General features: G+C 73.3%; 2 protein-coding genes. Both read left to right on the forward strand.

Annotated features, from left to right (window positions below; translation table 11 throughout):
• Window positions 1–122: 122 nt before the first annotated feature.
• Entirely contained in the window at window positions 123–17,384 is a 17,262-nt protein-coding gene (locus tag ACSMTC_RS09655; RefSeq protein WP_436559247.1) for a non-ribosomal peptide synthetase, read from the forward strand.
• Window positions 17,381–21,301, forward strand: a complete 3,921-nt coding sequence (locus ACSMTC_RS09660; RefSeq protein ID WP_436559248.1) for an amino acid adenylation domain-containing protein — start codon at window positions 17,381–17,383, stop codon at window positions 21,299–21,301. The genes ACSMTC_RS09655 and ACSMTC_RS09660 overlap by 4 nt, the downstream gene beginning before the upstream one ends.
• Window positions 21,302–21,311 lie beyond the last annotated feature (10 nt).

Raw genomic sequence — 21,311 nt, forward strand, 5'->3', positions numbered from 1 at the left:
CTACCCCCGGTGGCTAGCATCCGGCGTGAACAGACCGCCTTGGATAGCTGTACGGGTGCCGTGGCGCTTGGCGCGCGTCGGGGGTGAGAGATATCCCCCGCAGGAATAGGGGATTTCTCCAGGTGTTCGCCGGATCGTATTCTTCTGCCCTTCCGCTGTCGGCGGCCCAGCAGCGCGTATGGTTCGCGCAGAAGCTCACTCCGGCGAGTTCCCTGTACAACATCAGCGGCTACGTGGAAATTCACGGCCGGTTGGACCGTGAATTGTTCGAACGCGCGCTCCGGCTGGCCGTCGACGAGGCCGAGGCGCTGCACGTCCGGTTCACCGAGGAGGACGGCACTCCGCGGCAGACCGTCCCTTCCGCACGGGACTGGACACTGCACCACCATGACCTGAGCGGCTGTCAGGACGGCCGCCATGCCGCGCTGGAGCGGATGTCCGAGGACCTGACCGAGTCCGTCGACCTCTTCGCCGGTCCGCTGTTCACCCAGGCCCTGTTCGCGCTCGCCCCGGACCACCACCTCTGGTACACCCGCGTCCACCACATCGCGACCGACGCCTTCGGCTTCAACCTGATCGTGCGGCGGGTGGCCGCCTGCTACACGGCGCTGGCCGAGGGCACCGGGATCCCGCCGACCGACTTCGCCTCCCTCGCCGAGTTCCTCCGCGAGGACGAGAAGTACGGTGCCTCGCAGCAGAGCCGCAAGGACCGCGCGTACTGGCTCGACCGCTTCGCGGACGACCCGGAGCTGCTGAGCCTGCCCGACCGCGACATCGGCCTGTGGTCCGAGGCGATGCGGTACACCGGGCAGCTGGAGCCGGAGCTCTTCACCGAGCTCAAGCGGCTGGCCACGGAGTCCAGGACGACCTGGCAGGTCACCCTGGCCGCCGCGGCCGCGGCCTACCTGCGCCCCTTCGTCTCCACCCGCGACGTGGTGCTCGGCTTCCCGGTCACCGGCCGCCTCGGCCCCGTCACCCAGGCCACCCCGGGAATGGCCTCCAATGTGCTCCCGCTGCGGCTCGACGTCCGGCCCGAGGCCTCGTTCGCCGACCTCCAGCGGCATGTCGCGCGCGAACTCCGCGCCCTGCTGAGGCACCAGCGCTACCGGGGCGAGGACCTGCGCAAGGACCTCGGGCTCGGCGGGCACTCCCGGCGGATGTTCGGACCTGCCGTCAACTTCCTCCCGCTGCGGCCCGGTCTGCGGTTCGGCGACTGCCCGGCGGAGATCCACAGCGTGCCGAGCGGCCCGGTCGACGACCTGACGATCGCCTTCGAGGGCGGCAGTGAGGAGACCGGGCTCCGGGTCCGGGTCGCGGGCAACGCCGCCGCGTTCACCGAGGCCGAGATCGCGGACCACGGGCAGCGGTTCCTGGACTTCCTCCGGGCGCTGACCGCCGCACCCGAGCGCCCCCTGGCCCGGCTCGAGGTGCTGGGCGCCGGCGAGCGCCACCGGCTGCTGACCGAGTGGAACGGCACCGCCACCGATCTGGCCGCCGGCACCCTCCCCGCCTGGTTCGAGGCGCAGGCCGCTCGGGTACCCGAGGCGGTCGCGGTGACCTGGCGCGACACATCGCTGACCTACCGGGAGCTGAACGAGTGGGCCAACCGGCTGGCCCACCGGCTGATCGAGCACGGCGCCGGTCCCGAGCGGCTGGTCGGCCTGGTGCTGCCGCGCTCGGTGGAGCTGGTGGTGGCCGTCCTCGCGGTACTGAAGGCGGGCGCCGGATACCTGCCCATCGACCCGGACGCCCCGGCCGCACGGACCTCCGCCGTCCTGGCCGAGGCCGAACCGGTGCTCGTACTGGACGGCGTGGAGTCCGTACACGACACCGGCGACCATCCCGCGACCGACCCGGTGGACGCCGACCGGCACGCCCCGCTGCACCCGGACCACCCGGCCTACGTGATCTTCACCTCCGGCTCGACCGGCACGCCGAAGGGCGTGGTCGTCTCCCACCTCAACGTCACCCGCCTCCTCAGCGCCGCCTGGCAGCACTTCCAGTTCGGCGAGCGGGACGTGTGGACGCTGTTCCACTCCTACGCCTTCGACTTCGCGGTGTGGGAACTGTGGGGCGCGCTGCTGCACGGCGGCCGGCTCGTCGTGGTGGACCACGCCCTCTCCCGCTCGCCCCGGGAGTTCCTCGCCCTGCTGGCCGAGCAGGGCGTCACCGTCCTCAACCAGACCCCGTCGGCCTTCTACCAGCTGATCCAGGCCGACCGCGAGCACCCGGGCACCGAACTCGCGCTCCGCTACGTCGTGTTCGGCGGCGAGGCGCTGACCCCGGGCCGGCTGCAGGAGTGGTACCAGGAGCACCCGCAGGACCGGCCGCTGCTGGTCAACATGTACGGGATCACCGAGACCACCGTCCACGTCACCCACCACGCGCTGAACCCGCGGAGCGCGGCCGGCGACATGGGCAGCACCATCGGCACCGCCCTCCCCGACCTGCGCACCTACGTCCTGGACGCCGCCCTGCGGCCGGTGCCGCCCGGGGTGGTCGGTGAGCTGTACGTGGCGGGCGCCGGGCTGGCCCGCGGCTACCTGAACCGGCCCGGACTCACCGCGGACCGCTTCGTCGCCTGCCCGTTCGGCGAGCCCGGCTCCCGGATGTACCGCACCGGCGACCTGGCCCGCTGGACCCCCGACGGCTCGCTGGTCTACGAGGGCCGGGCGGACCAGCAGGTGAAGATCCGCGGCTTCCGGATCGAACCGGGTGAGATCGAGGCCGTACTGACCCGCCATCCGCAGGTCGCCCAGGCCGCGGTCCTCACCCGCGAGGACCGGCCCGGCGACCGGAGGCTGATCGCCTACGCCGTCCCCTCCGGTGCCGCCGTGGACGCCGCCGAGCTGCGCTCCCACCTCGGACAGCACCTGCCCGGATACATGGTGCCGTCCGCGGTGGTGCTGCTGGACGCCCTGCCGCTGACCGTCAACGGCAAGCTGGACCGCCGGGCGCTGCCCGCACCGGACTTCGACGCCTCGGCGACGAGCCGGGCACCGCGCACCGCACACGAAGAAGCCCTGTGCGCCGTCTTCGCCGAAATACTCGGCCTGGACCGGGTCGGCATCGACGACAGCTTCTTCGACCTCGGCGGGCACTCCCTGCTCGCCACCCGCCTGGTCAGCCGGATCCGCGCCGAGCTCGGCCTGGAGCTGCCGCTGGGCACCCTGTTCGAGGCACCGACCGTGGCGGAACTCGCCGTACGGATCGCCGGGAACGAGACCGCGCGCCCCGCGCTGCGCCCGCTGCCCCGGCCGGACGCCGTACCGCTCTCCTTCGCCCAGCAGCGGCTGTGGTTCCTGCAGCAGGTCGAGGGCACCGGCGCGACCTACAACATGCCGCTGGCCCTGCGGCTCGGCGGCGCACTGGACCGGGCCGCACTGCGGGCGGCCCTGGGCGACGTGTCGAGCCGGCACGAGGTGCTGCGCACGGTGTTCACCGAGACCGGCGGCGAGGCCCGGCAGGTCGTCCTTGAAGCCGCCCCGGTACCCCTGCCGGTGACGGAGACCACCGCCGGGGAACTGCCCGCCCTGCTGGCCCGGGTCGCGGGCACGGCCTTCGACCTCTCCCGTGAACTCCCCATCCGTGCTTCGCTGTTCACGCTCGACGAGACCGAGCACGTCCTGGTGCTGGTACTGCACCACATCGCGGGCGACGAGTGGTCGATGGCGCCGCTGGCCCGCGACCTGGGCACCGCCTACGCCGCCCGGTTGGAAGGCACGGCACCCGCCTGGGAGCCACTCCCCGTCCAGTACGCGGACTACGCCCTGTGGCAACGCGCCCTGCTCGGGGATGAGCACGACCCAGCCACCCTCGCCCACCGCCAACTCGCCTTCTGGCGCGAGACGTTGGCCGATCTCCCGGAGGAGCTCACGCTACCGGCGGACCGCCAGCGGCCGCCCCTGCCCGGCCACCGCGGCGAGGCACTGCCGATACGGTTCGACGCCGAACTGCACCGCGCCCTGGCCCAGCTGGCCCAGGAGCACCGGGCCACCCTGTTCATGGTGCTGCAGGCCGGTCTGGCCGCCCTGCTCACCAGGCTCGGCGCGGGCACCGACATCCCGCTGGGCACCGCACTCGCGGGCCGCACCGACCAGGCACTGGACGAACTGGTCGGCTTCTTCGTCAACACCCTGGTACTGCGCACCGACACCTCGGGCGACCCGCGCTTCGGTGAACTGGTGGACCGGGTACGGACGGCCGACCTCGCCGCCTTCAACCACCAGGACCTGCCGTTCGAGCGCCTGGTCGAGGTGCTCAACCCGAACCGGACGGCCAACCGGCACCCGCTCTTCCAGGTGATGCTGGTCCTCCAGAGCACCCCGGAGTCCGAGCTGGAGCTGCCCGGGCTCACCCTCACCGAGGAGCCCCTCCACCCCGGCGGGGCCAAGTTCGACCTCTCACTCAGCCTCACCGAGACCCGCGACCGCGACGGCGCCCCCGGCGGCCTCGAAGGCTTCGTCGAGTTCAGCACCGACCTGTTCGAGCGGGAGACCGTCGCCGCACTGGTCCGGCGCCTGGAGCGGCTGCTGCTCGCGGTCGCCGCCGACCCCCGGACCGCCATCGGCGAGATCGACCTGCTGACCGGCGCCGAGCACGAGCTGCTCATCACCGGCTGGAACCGGAGCCACCGCGCGACGCCCCCGCGGACCGTCCCGGCCCTGTTCGAGGCGCAGGCCGCCCGTACCCCCCACGCGCCGGCGCTGCTGTTCGAGAACGGCGAACTGTCCTACGCGGAGCTGAACGCCCGGGCCAACCGCCTGGCCCGGCTGCTGATCGGCCGGGGCATCGGCCCGGAGTCCCTGGTCGCCCTGATGCTGCCGCGCTCCGCCGATCTGGTGGTCTCGGCGCTGGCCGTGCTCAAGGCGGGCGCCGCCTATCTGCCCGTCGACCCCGGGTACCCCACCGAGCGCATCGCCTACCTGTTCGCCGACGGAGCCCCCGGGCTCACCATCGCCGATCCCGAGTCGGCCACCGCGCTGCCGGCCGGGACCGAGTACATCGAGCCGGACGACGCGGCGCTCGACGGCCTCCCGGCGGACGACGTCCAGGACCGGGAGCGGCGCGGCCCGCTCCGCCCCGGCCACCCGGCGTACGTCATCTACACCTCCGGGTCCACCGGCCGGCCCAAGGGCGTGGTCGTCACCCATGCCGGCGTCGCAAACCTGCTGGCGTCCCAGCGGGAGCGGCTCGACGTGGGCCCCGGCGACCGGGTGCTCCAGTTCGCCTCCTACAGCTTCGACGCCGCGTTCTGGGAGACCGTCATGGCGCTGCTGTCCGGCGCCGCCCTGGTCCTCGCCACGCCCGACCGGCTGCGGCCCGGCGCCCCGCTGGCCGGGCTCGTCGCCGACCACGCGGTGACCCATCTGACGCTCCCGCCGACCGTGCTGGACGTGCTCCAACCGGAAGACCTGCCGTCAGTGCGCGCGCTGACCGTCGCCGGTGAGGCGTCCACCGGGAGCCTGGTGGCGCGCTGGTCCCCGGGACGGCGACTGGTCAACGCCTACGGCCCGACCGAGACCACCGTGTGCGCCACCATGAGTGCTCCGCTGAGCGGCGACGCCCGGCCCCCGATCGGCCTGCCGATCGAGGGCACCCGTGCCTACGTCCTCGACGAGCGGCTGCGGCCGGTCCCGGTCGGGGTCCCCGGCGAGCTGTACCTGGCCGGGATCGCGCTGGCGCGCGGCTACCTGCGGCGCCCGCAGCTGACCGCCGAGCGATTCGTCGCCTGCCCGTTCGGCGAGCCCGGCTCCCGGATGTACCGCACCGGCGACCTGGCCAGGCGCCGGGCCGACGGCAGTCTGGAGTTCCTGGGCCGCACCGACGACCAGGTCAAGGTGCGCGGCCACCGGATCGAGCTCGGCGAGATCGAGTCCGTGCTCGCCGCCCAGCCCGGCGTGGCCGGGGCCGCCGTGGTGCCCAGCGCCGACCGGCCCACCCGGCTGGTGGCCTACGCGGTCCCGGCCCGAACCGGCCTGCCGTCGGACACCGCGCCGACGGTGGCGGATCTGCGGGCGGCCCTGCGCCGCCGGCTGCCGGAGTACATGGTGCCCGCGGCGATCGTGCTGCTGGACGCACTGCCGCTGACCCCCAACGGCAAACTGGACCGCCGCGCCCTGCCCGCACCCGACTTCGAGGCCGTGGTGACCGGCCGCGCACCGCGCACCGCACACGAAGAGGCCCTGTGCGCCGTCTTCGCCGAAATACTCGGCCTGGACCGCATAGGCATCAACGACAGCTTCTTCGACCTCGGCGGACACTCCCTGCTCGCCACCCGCCTCATCAGCCGCATCCGCACCACCCTGGGCATCGAACTCCCCCTGCGCGCGATCTTCGAGACCCCCACCGTCGCCGCACTCGCCGCCACCCACACGGCGACCGAACCCCTACGGCCCCCCGTCCGAGCCATCGAGCAGCGCCCCGAGACGGTACCGCTCTCCTTCGCCCAACGCCGCCTCTGGTTCGTCAACCAACTGCAGAGCACCGAAGCCCTCTACAACATGCCCGTCGTCCTACGACTGACCGGCACCCTCGACCACACCGCACTCCGAACCGCCCTCGACGACCTCCTCGCACGCCACGAATCACTGCGCACCCTCTTCCCCGAAGTGGATGGCGAAGCCCACCAACTCATCCTCGACCCCACCTCGGTGGAGCTGCCCTGGGTGGAGCAGCCGGTCGCGGGCGAGGAGGAGCTTGCTGCGGCGATCCGCGCGACTGTGAGCACCGGTTTCGACCTGACCCGTGAACTGCCCATCCGCGCCTCGCTGTTCACCATCAACGAGACCGACCACGTACTCGTACTGGTCCTGCACCACATCACCGGCGACGGCTGGTCCATGGCACCACTCGCCCGCGACCTCGGCACCGCCTACACCGCACGACTCGAAGGCACAGCACCCACCTGGCAACCCCTGCCCGTCCAGTACGCCGACTACGCCCTATGGCAACACCACCTCCTCGGCGACGAGGGCACCCCAGGAAGCCTCGCCCACCGCCAACTCACCCACTGGCGCCAGACATTGGCCGACCTCCCCGAAGAACTCCCCCTCCCCACCGACCGGCCACGCCCCACCACCGCCACCCACCACGGCGGACACATCACCCTCCACTGGGACGCCGACCTCCACCACAACCTGCACACCCTGGCCCGCGACAACCAGGCCAGCACCTTCATGATCGTCCACACCGCCCTCACCGCCCTCCTCCACACCCTCGGCGCAGGCGACGACATCCCCATCGGCACCCCCATCGCCGGACGCACCGACGAACAACTCGACAACCTCGTCGGCTTCTTCACCAACACCCTCGTCCTACGCACCGACCTCACCGGCGACCCCACCCTCCGCGAACTCCTCACCCGAGTACGCACCACCGACCTCACCGCCTACGCCCACCAGGACACCCCCTTCGAACGCCTGGTAGAACTCCTCAACCCCACCCGCTCCATGGCCCGACACCCCCTCTTCCAGGTCATGCTCGCCCTCCAGAACACCCCCCACCCCACCCTCGACCTCCCCCACCTCACCCTCCACCACCAACCCGTCGACCTCGACATCGCCAAGTTCGACCTGTCCGTCAACGTCCAGGAGCAGTTCGACGAGCAGGGCGCCTCTGGAATCCAAGGCGTGCTGGAGTACAACGGTGATCTCTTCGACCGGGAGAGTGCCCAGGCACTCGCCGACCGGCTGGAGCGGATGCTCCGCGCACTGGTGGCCGACCCCGACCGCCGGATCAGCCGCATCGACCTGCTCGACGAGGACGAACACCGGCGCATCCTGCACGACTGGAACCACACCCAGACCACCACCGAACACACCTGCCTCCCCGCACTCTTCGAGGCACAGACCGCCCGCACCCCCGAAGCCACCGCCATACTCGACGGCGAACTCAACCTGAGCTACGCGGAGTTGAACGCCCGCGCCAACGGCATCGCGCGCCGGCTGATCGAGGCCGGCATCGGCCCCGAGGATCTGGTGGCGGTGGCGATACCGCGATCCGCGCACCTGCTCGGCGCACTGCTCGGTGTACTGAAGGCCGGGGCCGCCTACCTCCCCGTGGACCCGGAGTACCCGGCGGAGCGCATCGCCTTCATGCTGCGCGACGCCGCACCGGCGCTGCTGCTCACGGGTGGCGGCGTGGAGACCGGCGAGGAGTCCGGCCCACTGCCCCGGCTGCTCGTCGACGGGATCGAGCCCGTCAAGGCGAATCCGTCGGACGAGGACCGGGTGCGCCCACTGCGGCCGCACCACCCCGCCTACGTCATCTACACCTCCGGCTCCACCGGACGGCCGAAGGGCGTCCTGGTCGAACAGCACTCCCTGGTCGACTACCTGGAGTGGGCGGGCCGCAGCTACCGGATCGCCCGGGGCTCCGCGCTGCTCCACTCCTCCGTGTCCTTCGACATGACGGTGACGGCCCTGTTCACCCCGCTGACCGTCGGCGGCTGCGTACGGATCGACGACCTCGACGAGCACCTGCCCTCGGACACCGCCCCCACCCTGCTGAAGGCCACCCCGAGCCACCTGGCCCTGCTGGAGGCGCTGCCCCAAGGCACCTCACCCACCGGTGACCTGCTGCTCGCCGGTGAACCGCTGACCGGCGAGCGGCTGCGGACCTGGCGGAGCTCACACCCGGCGGTGACGGTACGCAACGTCTACGGTCCGACCGAGACCACCGTGAGCTGCGCCGAGTACCGGCTCGAACCGGGCAGCGAACCGGGCAGCGGAGTGCTCCCGGTCGGCCGGCCGCTCGCCAACACCCGGGTGTACGTACTCGGCCCGGGGCTGCGGCCGGTCCCGGTCGGAGTACCCGGTGAGCTCTACGTGGCGGGTACCGGCGTGGCCCGCGGCTACCTCGGCCGGCCGGGCCTCACCGCCGAGCGCTTCGTCGCCTGCCCATTCGGCGAGCCTGGCTCCCGGATGTACCGCACCGGCGACCTGGCCCGCTGGAACCCCGAGGGCGAACTCGTCATCGTCGGGCGGGCCGACGACCAGGTGAAGGTCCGCGGCTTCCGCATCGAACTCGGCGAGATCGAGGCGGCACTGGCCCGACACCCCGCCGTCGCCCGCGCCACCGCGGTGGTCCGCGAGGACCATCCCGGTGACAAGCGCATCGTCGGCTACGCCGTGCCCTCCGGTGCCGCAGTGGACGCCGCCGAACTGCGCGCCCACCTCGCCGTCACCCTGCCCGACTACATGGTGCCCGCGGCGATCGTGCTGCTGGACGCGCTGCCGCTGACCCCCAACGGCAAACTGGACCGCCATGCCCTGCCCGCACCCGACTTCGAGGCCGTGGTGACCGGCCGCGCACCGCGCACCACACACGAAGAAGCCCTGTGCGCCGTCTTCGCCGAAATACTCGGCCTGGACCGAGTCGGCATCGACGACAGCTTCTTCGACCTCGGCGGACACTCCCTGCTCGCCACCCGCCTCATCAGCCGCATCCGTACCACCCTGGGCATCGAACTCCCCCTGCGCGCGATCTTCGAGACCCCCACCGTCGCCGCACTCGCCGCCACCCACACGGCGACCGAACCCCTACGGCCCCCCGTCCGAGCCATCGAGCAGCGCCCCGAGACGGTACCGCTCTCCTTCGCCCAGCGCCGCCTCTGGTTCGTCAACCAGCTCCAGAGCACCGAAGCCCTCTACAACATGCCCGTCGTCCTACGACTGACCGGCACCCTCGACCACACCGCACTCCGAGCCGCCCTCGGCGACCTCCTCGCGCGCCACGAATCACTGCGCACCCTCTTCCCCGAAACCGACGGCGAAGCCCACCAGCTCATCCTCGACCCCGCCTCGGCCAATCTCCCCTGGACCCGGCGGCAGGTGGACCACGAGCACGAACTCACCGCAGCCATTCGCGAGGCCGTCACCACCGGTTTCGACCTGACCCGTGAACTGCCCATCCGCGCCTCGCTGTTCACCATCAACGAGACCGACCACGTACTCGTACTGGTCCTGCACCACATCACCGGCGACGGCTGGTCCATGGCACCACTCGCCCGCGACCTCGGCACCGCCTACACCGCACGACTCGAAGGCACAGCACCCACCTGGCAACCGCTGCCCGTCCAGTACGCCGACTACGCCCTATGGCAACACCACCTCCTCGGCGACGAGAACACCCCAGGAAGCCTCGCCCACCGCCAACTCACCCACTGGCGCCAGACATTGGCCGACCTCCCCGAAGAACTCCCCCTCCCCACCGACCGGCCACGCCCCACCACCGCCACCCACCACGGCGGACACATCACCCTCCACTGGGACGCCGACCTCCACCACAACCTGCACACCCTGGCCCGCGACAACCAGGCCAGCACCTTCATGATCGTCCACACCGCCCTCACCGCCCTCCTCCACACCCTCGGCGCAGGCGACGACATCCCCATCGGCACCCCCATCGCCGGACGCACCGACGAACAACTCGACAACCTCGTCGGCTTCTTCACCAACACCCTCGTCCTACGCACCGACCTCACCGGCGACCCCACCCTCCGCGAACTCCTCACCCGAGTACGCACCACCGACCTCACCGCCTACGCCCACCAGGACACCCCCTTCGAACGCCTGGTAGAACTCCTCAACCCCACCCGCTCCATGGCCCGGCACCCCCTCTTCCAGGTCATGCTCGCCCTCCAGAACACCCCCCACCCCACCCTCGACCTCCCCCACCTCACCCTCCACCACCAACCCGTCGACCTCGACATCGCCAAGTTCGACCTGCTGTGGAGTCTTCGGGAGCGGCCGGAGGCCGGCGGGATCGACGTACTCCTGGAGTACAACGGCGACCTCTTCGACCGGGAGAGTGCCCAGGCACTGACCCACCGGCTGGAGCGGATGCTCCGCGCACTGGTGGCCGACCCCGACCGCCGGATCAGCCGCATCGACCTGCTCGACGAGGACGAACACCGGCGCATCCTCCTCGACTGGAACCACACCGACACCACCACCGCCGAACACACCTGCCTCCCCGCACTCTTCGAGGCACAGACCGCCCGCACCCCCGAAGCCACCGCCGTACTGCACGACGGACAGCCGCTCAGCTACGCGGAGTTGAACGCCAGGGCGAACCGGCTGGCCCGGTTCCTCCTCGCCCGGGGAGCCGGCCCCGAGTCGGTGGTCGCGCTGGCCCTGCCGCGCTCGGCGGAACTGGTCACCGCCGTACTGGCCGTACTGAAAGCCGGGGCCGCCTACCTGTCCATCGACCCGGACTACCCCGCGCAGCGAGCCGGCTTCATGTGCGCCGACGCCGCGCCGCTCGGGGTCCTCACCGCAGGCGACGCGGACGGGCGGATACCGGCCGAGGTGACCCGCTGGCGCCTGGACGACCCGGGCATGGCCGGGGAGCTGGCCGGACACTCCCCGGCGGACCTCGCGGATGCCGAACGTCCGACCCCGCTGCGCACCGGCCACCCGGCCTATGTGGTCTACACCTCCGGCTCCACCGGCCAACCGAAGGGCGTCCTGGTCAGCCACCGCGGTCTGGCGAACCTCGCACTCTCCCACCAGGAGGCGCTCGGGGTGGACGGCGGCTCCCGGGTCCTGCAGTTCGCCTCGTTCAGCTTCGACGCCTCGGCCTGCGAGCTGGTGATGACACTGCTGGCGGGTGCCACGCTGGTGGTCCCGCGCCGGGACCAGGCCATCGGTGACGGTGTGGTGGAGCTGATCGCCCAGGCCGGGGTGACGCACGCGATGCTCCCGCCCGCCTTCGTCGCCACCCTCGACCCGGCCCAGGTACCGACGCTGCGCGGTCTGATCACCGGTGGTGAGGCGTGCCCGCCGGAGGTGACGGCCCGCTGGTCGGCCGGACGGACGATGCTGAACGCGTACGGCCCCACCGAGTCGACCGTGTGCGCGACCCTGAGCCGGCCGCTGTCCGGCCCGGTCACCGCTCCGATCGGCCGCCCGATCGCCGGCACCCGGGCGTATGTGCTCGGCCCGGGACTGCGGCCGGTCCCGGCCGGCGTCACCGGCGAGCTGTACCTGGCGGGCGACGGCCTGGCCCGGGGCTACCTGGGCCGGCCCGGCCTCACCGGCGAGCGCTTCGTGGCGGACCCCTTCGGCGAGCCTGGCTCCCGGATGTACCGCACCGGCGACCTGGTCCGCTGGAACCCCGAGGGCGAACTGGTCTTCGCCGGGCGGGCCGACGACCAGGTGAAGGTCCGCGGCTTCCGCATCGAACTCGGCGAGATCGAAGCCACCCTCACCCGGCACCCCGCCGTCGCCCGCGCCACCGTGGTGGTCCGCGAGGCCCGCCCCGGTGACAAGCGCATCGTCGGCTACGCCGTCCCCGAGGACGGCGCGAGCCCCGACCCCGCCGAACTGCGCGCCCACCTCGCGGCCGCCCTGCCCGACTACATGGTGCCCGCGGCGATCGTGCTGCTGGAGTCGATCCCGCTGTCGCGTACCGGCAAGGTGGATCGCACCGCGCTGCCCGCGCCCCGGTTCGACCCCGTCCGCTCGGGCCGCGCACCGCGCACCGCGCGCGAGGAGGTGCTGTGCGCGCTCTTCGCCGAAATACTCGGCCTGGACCGTATAGGCATCGACGACAGCTTCTTCGACCTCGGCGGGCACTCCCTGCTCGCCACCCGCCTGGTCAGCCGCATCCGCGCCACCCTGGGCATCGAACTGCCGCTCGCGGCGCTGTTCGAGGCCCCGACGGTGGCACAGATCGCGGCCCGCGGCGGCGACCTTGAGCCGCCCCGCCCCGCCCTGGAGCCCAGGCCCCGGCCGGAGGTGGTGCCGCTGTCCTTCGCCCAGCACCGGCTCTGGTTCCTCGGCCGCCTGCACGAGGCGGACGCCGTCTACAACATGCCGGTCCCGCTGCGGCTGACCGGCACGGTGGACCGTGCGGCGCTGCAAGCGGCGCTGAACGACCTGCTGGTGCGGCACGAGTCGCTGCGCACGCTCCTGGTGGAGGCCGACGGGCGCGCGGAGCAGCGTGTGCTCCCGGCCGACGAGGCCGCGTTCCCGCTGGTCTTCGTACCGGCCGCGGAGGCGGACCTGCCGGGTCTGGCCACCGCCGCGGCGCGGGCGGGCTTCGACCTGGCCGCGGAACTGCCCGTGCGCGCCTGGCTGTTCACCTTCGGGCCGACCGAACACGTGCTGCTGCTGTCCCTGCACCACAGCGCCGCGGACGGCTGGTCGATGGCGCCGCTGGCCCGCGACCTGGGCACCGCGTACGCCGCCCGGCTGGAGGGCGCGGCACCCGCCTGGGAGCCGCTGCCGGTGCAGTACGCGGACTACGCCCTGTGGCAGCGCGAGCTGCTCGGCGACGAGGACGATCAGGCCAGCCTCGCCCACCGCCAACTGGCTTTCTGGCGCGGCGCGTTGGCCGACCTGCCGGAGGAGATCGCACTGCCGGTGGACCGGCAGCGGCCGGCCGTGGCCGGCCATCGCGGCGGGCGGGTCGCGGTCTCCTGGGACGCGGCCCTGCACCGTGCCGCGGTGGCGCTGGCCCGGCAGACCTCCGCCAGCGTGTTCATGGTGGTGCAGGCGGCGCTGGCCGCCCTGCTCACCAGGCTCGGCGCGGGCGAGGACATCCCCGTCGGCAGCCCGATCGCCGGGCGCACCGACGAGGCGCTCGACGACCTCATCGGGTGCTTCACCAACACGGTCGTGCTGCGTACGGACACCTCCGGCGACCCGGGCTTCCGGGAGCTGCTGGCCCGGGTGCGGGCCGCCGACCTCGCCGCCTACGCCCACCAGGACCTGCCGTTCGAGCGCCTAGTGGAGGTGCTCAACCCGGTCAGGTCGCTCTCCAGGCAGCCGCTGTTCCAGGTCCTGCTGGCCTTCCAGAACACCCCCGAGGTGTCGCTGCGGCTCCCCGGTCTGGAGATCGGGGCGGCGCCGGTCGAGGTGGGGGTGGCCAAGTTCGACCTGTCGCTGAGCCTGCGGGAGGCGCGGCGCGGGTCCGATGCCGACGGCATCGAGGGCATGCTCGAATACAGCACCGATCTGTTCGACCACGCGAGCGCCGAGCTGCTGGTCGCCCGGCTGACCCGGCTGCTGCGCGCGGTGCTCGCCGATCCGGACCGTCCGATCAGCCGGATCGACGTCCTCGGCGACGCCGAACGGCACCGGGTGCTGCGGGAGTGGAACGACACCTCGGTGGCGCTGCCCGCGACCGGCTCCGGCGTGCACCGGGTCTTCAGCGAGCGGGCGCGCCGGCAGCCGCAGGCGGTCGCGGTCCGCTGCGGGGAGCGGGAGCTGACCTTCGCCGAGCTGGACGAGCGGGCGGGCCGGCTCGCCCGGCACCTGGTGGAGCTGGGCGTCCGTCCCGAGGACCGGGTCGCCGTGCTGATGGAGCGTTCGCCCGAGCTGGTGGTCGCCCTGCTCGGCGTCCTCAAGGCGGGCGCGGCGTACGCGCCCCTGCACGAGGGCTACCCGGCCGAGCGCATGCGGGAGGTGCTGCGCCGCTCGGGGGCCGGGATCCTGCTCACCGACCGCGCCTGGCGGCGGCGCGGCGTCCCCGAGGCGGAGCGGACCGTGGTGCTCGGCGAGGACGTCCTGCCGGCCGGCGGCCCGGCCGATCCTGATGTGCCGGTGCACCCCGAGCAGGCGGCGTACGTGATGCACACCTCGGGCTCCACCGGTGAGCCCAAGGGCATCACCATCAGCCACCGCGCGCTGCTCGAGCTGGTGCTGGACCCGCGCTGGGAGCCCGGCCACCAGGACCGGGTGCTGATGCACGCGCCGTACGCCTTCGACATCGCCGACTACGAGCTGTGGCTGCCGCTGCTGACCGGGGGCCAGGTCGTGCTGGCCCCGCCGGGCGACCTCGACGTCGCCGAGCTCAAGCGTCTGATCACCGAACACCGCATCACCGGGGTGCACTTCACCGCCGGGCTCTTCCGGGCCGTCGCAGACGACCTGGCGGACGCCCTCGGCGGGGTCCGGGAGATCCTCACCGGTGGTGACGTGGTCTCGGTGGCCGCGGTCGAGAGCGTGCTGCGCGCCGCGCCGCACCTGGTGGTCCGGCACCTGTACGGGCCCACCGAGATCACCCTCTGCGCCACCCAGCACCGGCTCACCGCCGGGAGCGGGCTCGGCGACCGGCTGCCGATCGGCCGGCCGATGGCCAACACCCGGGTCTACGTGCTGGACGGCACGCTGTCCCCGGTCCCGGTGGGGGTCGTGGGCGAGCTGTACATCGCCGGCGCCGGGCTGGGCCGGGGCTACCTGGACCGCCCCGGCCTCACCGGCGAACGCTTCGTCGCGGACCCCTTCGGCGAGGTGGGCTCCCGGATGTACCGCACCGGCGACCTGGTCCGCTGGAACCCCGAGGGCGAACTGGTCTTCGTCGGCCGGGCCGACGACCAGGTGAAGATCCGCGGTTTCCGGGTCGAGCCGGGTGAGGTCGAGGCGGTGCTGGGCCGGCACCCGGCCATCGCCCAGAACACCGTGGTGGTCCGCGAGGACCGGCCCGGCGAGGTGCGTCTGGTGGCGTACGTGGTGGCGGCCGATCCGGCGGCGGACGGCCCGGACCCCGCCGGGCTGCGGGAGTACGTCGGCACGGTGCTGCCGGACTACATGGTCCCGGCCGCGGTGGTACCGCTGCCCGAGCTCCCGCTGACGCCCAACGGGAAGCTGGACCGGGCCGCCCTGCCCGCTCCCGCCGCCCGTCCGGCCGGCTCCGGCGAGGCGCCCCGCAACGCGCGGGAGGAGCTGCTGTGCGCCCTGGTCGCCGAGGTGCTCGGCCTCGAATCGGCCGGTGTCCACGACAACTTCTTCGAACTCGGCGGGGACAGCATCGGCTCCATCCAGCTGGTCGGCAAGGCCAGGGCGGCCGGTCTGGCGCTGACGCCGAAGGACGTCTTCCAGTCCCGGACGGTGGCCCGACTGGCCCTCGCGGCGGGCACGGTGACCTCGCAGGCCGACACCGACGACGGTGTCGGGGACGTCCCGCTCACCCCGGTGATGCACGACCTGCGGGCGCGCGGCGGCACCCTGGACGGCCTGTACCAGTCGGTGCTGCTGCAGGTGCCCGCCGAGCTGACCGAGGCCTCGCTGGCCGAGGTGCTGCAGGCGGTGCTGGACCGGCACGACGTACTGCGGCTGGCGGTCGCGGACGCCTCCTGGCGGCTGCGGGTGCGTCCGGTCGGCGCGGTCGACGCGTCCTCCTGCCTGCGGCGGGTGGACGTGACCGGGCTCCACGAGGCTGAGGTGCACGCGGTGCTGGCCACCGAGGCCGCCGAGGCGGGCGCCCGGCTGGCCCCCGCCGACGGGGTGGTGCTCCAGGCGGTCTGGTTCGACGCGGGCGGCGCACGCCCCGGCCGGCTGCTGCTCGCCGTCCACCACCTGGCGGTGGACGGGGTCTCCTGGCGCATTCTGCTGCCCGACCTGGCCGCGGCCTGGCGTGCGGTCGAGGCCGGGCGGGCACCGAAGCCGGAGCCGGTCGGCACGTCGTTCCGGCGCTGGGCCCGCACGCTGACCGAGCAGGCCGGCCAGGCGTCCAGGGCGGCGGAGCTGGCGTTCTGGACCGCCGCGCACTCGGCGCCCGAGCCGCCGCTCGGCACCCGCGGCCTCGATCCGGCCCTGGACACCACCGCCACGGCGCGCTCGCTGTCCGTGGTGCTGTCCGCCCCGGTCACCGAGGCCGTGCTCACCCGGCTCCCGGCGGCCTTCAACGCCGGTGTCGACGATGTGCTGCTGACCGCGCTCGCGCTGGCCGTCCGCCCCGGCCCGGCGGACGGGCCGGTGCTGGTGGAGGTCGAGGGACACGGCCGGCAGGAGGACCTGGTGCCAGGTCTCGACCTGTCCCGCACCATGGGCTGGTTCACCACCCTCCACCCGGTCCGGCTCGACGTCGGAGCGGTGGACCGGGACGACCTGTGGTCGGCCGGTCCGGCGGTCGGCGCCGTGCTCAAGCGGGTCAAGGAGCAGCTGCGCGCCGTCCCCGACCACGGTCTCGGCTACGGGATGCTGCGGTACCTGAACGCCGGCACCGCGCCCGCACTGGCCTCCGGGCCCGACCCGCAGATCGGCTTCAACTACCTCGGCCGGTTCGACGCCGCCCAAAGCGGCGCCGACTGGGGCCTGGCGCCGGAGAGCACCCAGGGCGAGGCGGCCGGCCCGCCGCCGGGCCCGGCGGCACCGCTGCGGCACGTGCTGGCGGTCAACGCGCTGGCCCGGCCCGGCACGGACGGGGTCGAGCTGCGCGCCGTGTGGACCTGGCCCGAGGGCGTACTGGCCGAACGGGACGCCAGGCTGCTCGCCGACACCTGGGTGCGGGTGCTGGAGGTGATGGCCCGCCATGTCGAGCGCGCCGACGCCGGCGGCGCCACCGCGTCCGACTTCGACCTGGTGCGGCTGGACCAGGACGAGATCGACGAGTTCGAGAGCGAGTTCATGGACGAGGACGGGGACCTGCTGTGAAGCGCGCGCGGATCGAGGACGTACTGCCGCTGACGGCGCTGCAGGAGGGCTTCCTCTTCCACTCCCTCTACGACGAGGACGCCTGCGACGTCTACCACCTGCAGTTCGCCTTCGACCTGCGCGGCGGCCTGGACGCCGGGGCGCTGCACCGGGCGGCCGACGGCCTGCTGCGCCGGCACGCCAACCTGCGGGCCTCGTTCCGCCAGCGCCGCAACGGCGAGTCGGTACAGGTGGTGCCCGCCGAGGCGGCCCTGCCGTGGCGCGAGGTCGACCTCTCGGCGCTGCCGCCCGCCCGGCAGCAGGAGGAGCTGTCGGCGATCCTCGCGGCGGACCGCGCGCTGCGCTTCGACCTCAGGAAGGCGCCGCTGATCCGGTGCCAGCTGATCCGGCTCGGCGAACGCTCCCACCGGCTGGTGCTGACCAGCCACCACATCCTGCTGGACGGCTGGTCACTGCCGCTGCTGCTGAACGAGCTGTTCACCATGTACGGCCACGGCGGCGCCGACCACGCGCTCCCGGCGGTCCGGCCCTACCGCGACTACCTGCGCTGGCTCGGCGGCCAGGACCGGGCGCGGGCCGAGGCCGCGTGGCGCGGGCACCTGGCCGGTCTGGAGGAGCCGACCCTGCTCGGCCCGGCGGGCGCCGGCCGCGAGACGGTGGTGCCCGAGGAGGCGGTGGCCGAGCTGGGCGAGGAGCTGACCGCCTCCCTCACCGCCACCGCCCGCCGGCACGGGCTGACCCTCAACACGGTGGTCCAGGGGGCCTGGGCGCTGGTGCTGTCCCGGCTGACCGGCCGCACCGACGTGGTGTTCGGCGCCACGGTCTCCGGCCGCCCGGCCGGGCTCCCCGGCGTGGAGTCGATGATCGGCCTGTTCGCCAACACGGTCCCGGTCCGTCTGCGGATCGACCCGGCCGAGTCCCTGCGGTCCATGCTGACCAGGCTCCAGGAGGAGCGCTCCGCCCTGGCGGACTACGAGTACCTCGGCCTCGGCGAGCTGCAGCAGCTCAGCGGGGTGCGCGCCGAGCTGTTCGACTCGCTGTACGTGTTCGAGAACTTCCCGGCCCCGGCGGAGCAGGACGCGCCCTCCGTCCAGGAGTTGACGCTGGCCGGGGCGGAGGGCAGGGCCGCCGCCCACTACCCATTGACCCTGACCGTGCTGCCCGGTGCCGCGCTGCGGCTGCGGCTGGACTACCGGGCCGACCTGTTCACCCGGGCCACCGTGCTCGGCTGGGCGGGCTGCCTGCGCCGGGTGCTGGAGGCGCTGCTCACCGGTCCCGACCTGCCCACCGCGAGCGTGGACGTCCTCGACCAGGCGCAGCGGCGCCGGCTGCTGGTCGAGTGGAACGACACGGCGGCGCCGCCTCAGGTGCGGTGCCTGCCGGAGCTGTTCGAGGAGCGGGTGCGCCGTACCCCGCAGGCCCCGGCGCTGTGGCGGGACGGCTCGGCCGTGGGCTACGCCGAGTTGAACGCGCGGGCCAACCGGCTGGCCCGGTTCCTGGCCGACCGGGGAGTCGGCCCCGAGTCGGTGGTCGCACTGGCCCTGCCGCGCTCCCCCGAGCTGCTGGTCGCGCTGCTGGCCGTCCTCAAGGCCGGGGCCGCCTACCTTCCGGTGGACCTCGGCCATCCCCGCGAACGGATCGAGACGATCATGGCCGGCGCGCGTCCCGAGGCGGTGCTGACCACACTGGACGGCCTCCCGCGCGTTCCAGCCGGGCAGAATCACTGGTGCCTGGATGGCCCCGACATCACCTCCGCCCTGGCGGAGTACGCCGAGGAGGACCTGACCGACCGGGACCGCACCGCCGCGCTGCGGCCGGAGCACCCCGCCTACGTGATCTACACCTCCGGCTCCACCGGCACCCCCAAGGGTGTACTGGTACCGCACGGAGCACTGGCCAACTTCCTTGCGGCGATGGCGGACCGCTTCCCGATGGGCCCGGCTGACCGGATGCTCGCGGTGACCACGACGGCCTTCGACATCCACGCCCTGGAGCTGTACCTGCCGCTGCTGGCCGGCGCGAGCGTGGTGGTCGCCGGCCACGACGAGGTGCGTGACCCCGCGCTGCTGGCCGCCCTGCTGCGCGGCAGCCGGGCGACGATCATGCAGGCCACCCCGACGCTCTGGCAGGCCCTGCTGGCCGAGCACGCCGAGGACGCCCGGGGTCTGCGGATGCTCGTCGGCGGAGAGGCGCTGCCCGCTCCACTGGCCGCCCGGATGCGGGAGGTCGCCGGGGAGGTCACCAACCTCTACGGGCCCACCGAGACGACCGTGTGGTCGACCGCCGAGCGGCTCGACCCGTCCCGGCCCGGCGCGCCCGCCATCGGCCGCCCCGTCCGCAACACCCGGGCGTACGTCCTGGACGACCGGTTGCGGCTGACGCCGCCCGGGGTGGCCGGAGAGCTGTACCTGGCCGGCGAGGGGCTGGCCCGGGGGTACCTGGAGCAGCCCGCGCTGACCGCGGGCCGGTTCACGGCGGACCCTTACGGCCCGGCCGGGTCGCGGATGTACCGCACCGGCGACCTGGCCCGCTGGGACGCGGACGGCCGGCTGGAGTACCTCGGCCGTACCGACCACCAGGTCAAGCTGCGCGGCTTCCGCCTGGAACTCGGCGAGGTGGAGGCCGTGCTGGCCGCACACGAGCGGGTGGCCCAGGCGGTGGCCGTGGTGCGCGAGGACCGGCCCGGAGGCTGGGGGAGGCTGGTCGCCTATGTCGTACCGGCCGCGTCGGGTACCGACCCGGCGGAGCTGGACGCGTACCTGCGCCGCCGGCTGCCCGAGTACATGGTGCCCTCGGCCGTCGTGCCGCTGGAGGCCCTGCCCACCACGCCGAACGGGAAGCTGGACCGCGCGGCGCTGCCCGCACCCGGTCCCACCGCCCGGACGCCGGGGCGCGGCCCCGGCACGGCACACGAGGAGGTGCTGTGCGGGCTGTTCGCGGAGGTGCTGGGCCTGGAGGGGGTCGGCATCGACGACGACTTCTTCGAGCTGGGCGGGCACTCGCTGCTGGCGACCCGGCTGGTGGCCAGGATCCGCGCGGAGCTGGGCGCCGCCTGCTCGATCCGCAGTCTCTTCGAGGCCCCGACCGTGGCGGCCCTGGCCCGTCGGCGGCACCAGCGGGACGACCCGTTCGAGCCGTTGCTGCGGCTGCGCGCCGGACGCCGCGGGACGCCGTACTTCCTCATCCACCCGGCGGCCGGCCTCGGCTGGTGCTACGCGGGCCTCATCACCCGGCTCGCGGCGGACTCGGCGGTCTACGCCCTGCAGGCCGCCGGCCTCGGGAACGAGGGTCAACTCCCCGGCAGCCTGCGGGAGATGGCCGAGGACTACCGGGCCAGGATCCGCGCCGCCCACCCCCGGGGCCCCTACCGCCTGGCCGGCTGGTCCTTCGGCGGGCTGGTCGCGCACGAGGTCGCGACCCTGCTGCAGGACGAGGGCGCCGAGGTGGAGCTGCTGGCACTGCTCGACGCCTACCCGGCCGAGGGCGGACCGGCCCCGTCCGACGCCGAGCTCGACCGGGAGATCCTGGCCGCGCTGACGGAGGGCCAAGGCGGCGGCGCGGACGTTCCGCCGGGTCCGCTGTCCGCGGCCGCCGTGGCCGAGCGGCTCCGGCGGCAGGACAGCCCGCTGGCGGACCTCGGTGAACAGGGTGTCGAGGCCCTGAAGCGGGTCGCCGCCAGCAACATGCGGATCGCCCGCGACTTCGCACCCGGCACCTTCCGGGGCGACGTCCTGGTCTTCCGCGCCGGGCGGCACGGCGCCCAGGAGCCGCCTTCGGCCAAGACCTGGGCCGGACATGTGACGGGTGAGATCCACGAGTTCGAACTGGACTGCACCCACCGGGAGATGACCACGCCGGCCGCGCTGGACGTGATCGCCGGTGTGCTGAACGACCGGATGTCGCGGACATCCGGCTGACCACAAGGAG

The sequence above is a fragment of the Kitasatospora sp. HPM-01-4 genome (genome assembly GCF_051374625.1).
Lineage (GTDB): Bacteria > Actinomycetota > Actinomycetes > Streptomycetales > Streptomycetaceae > Kitasatospora.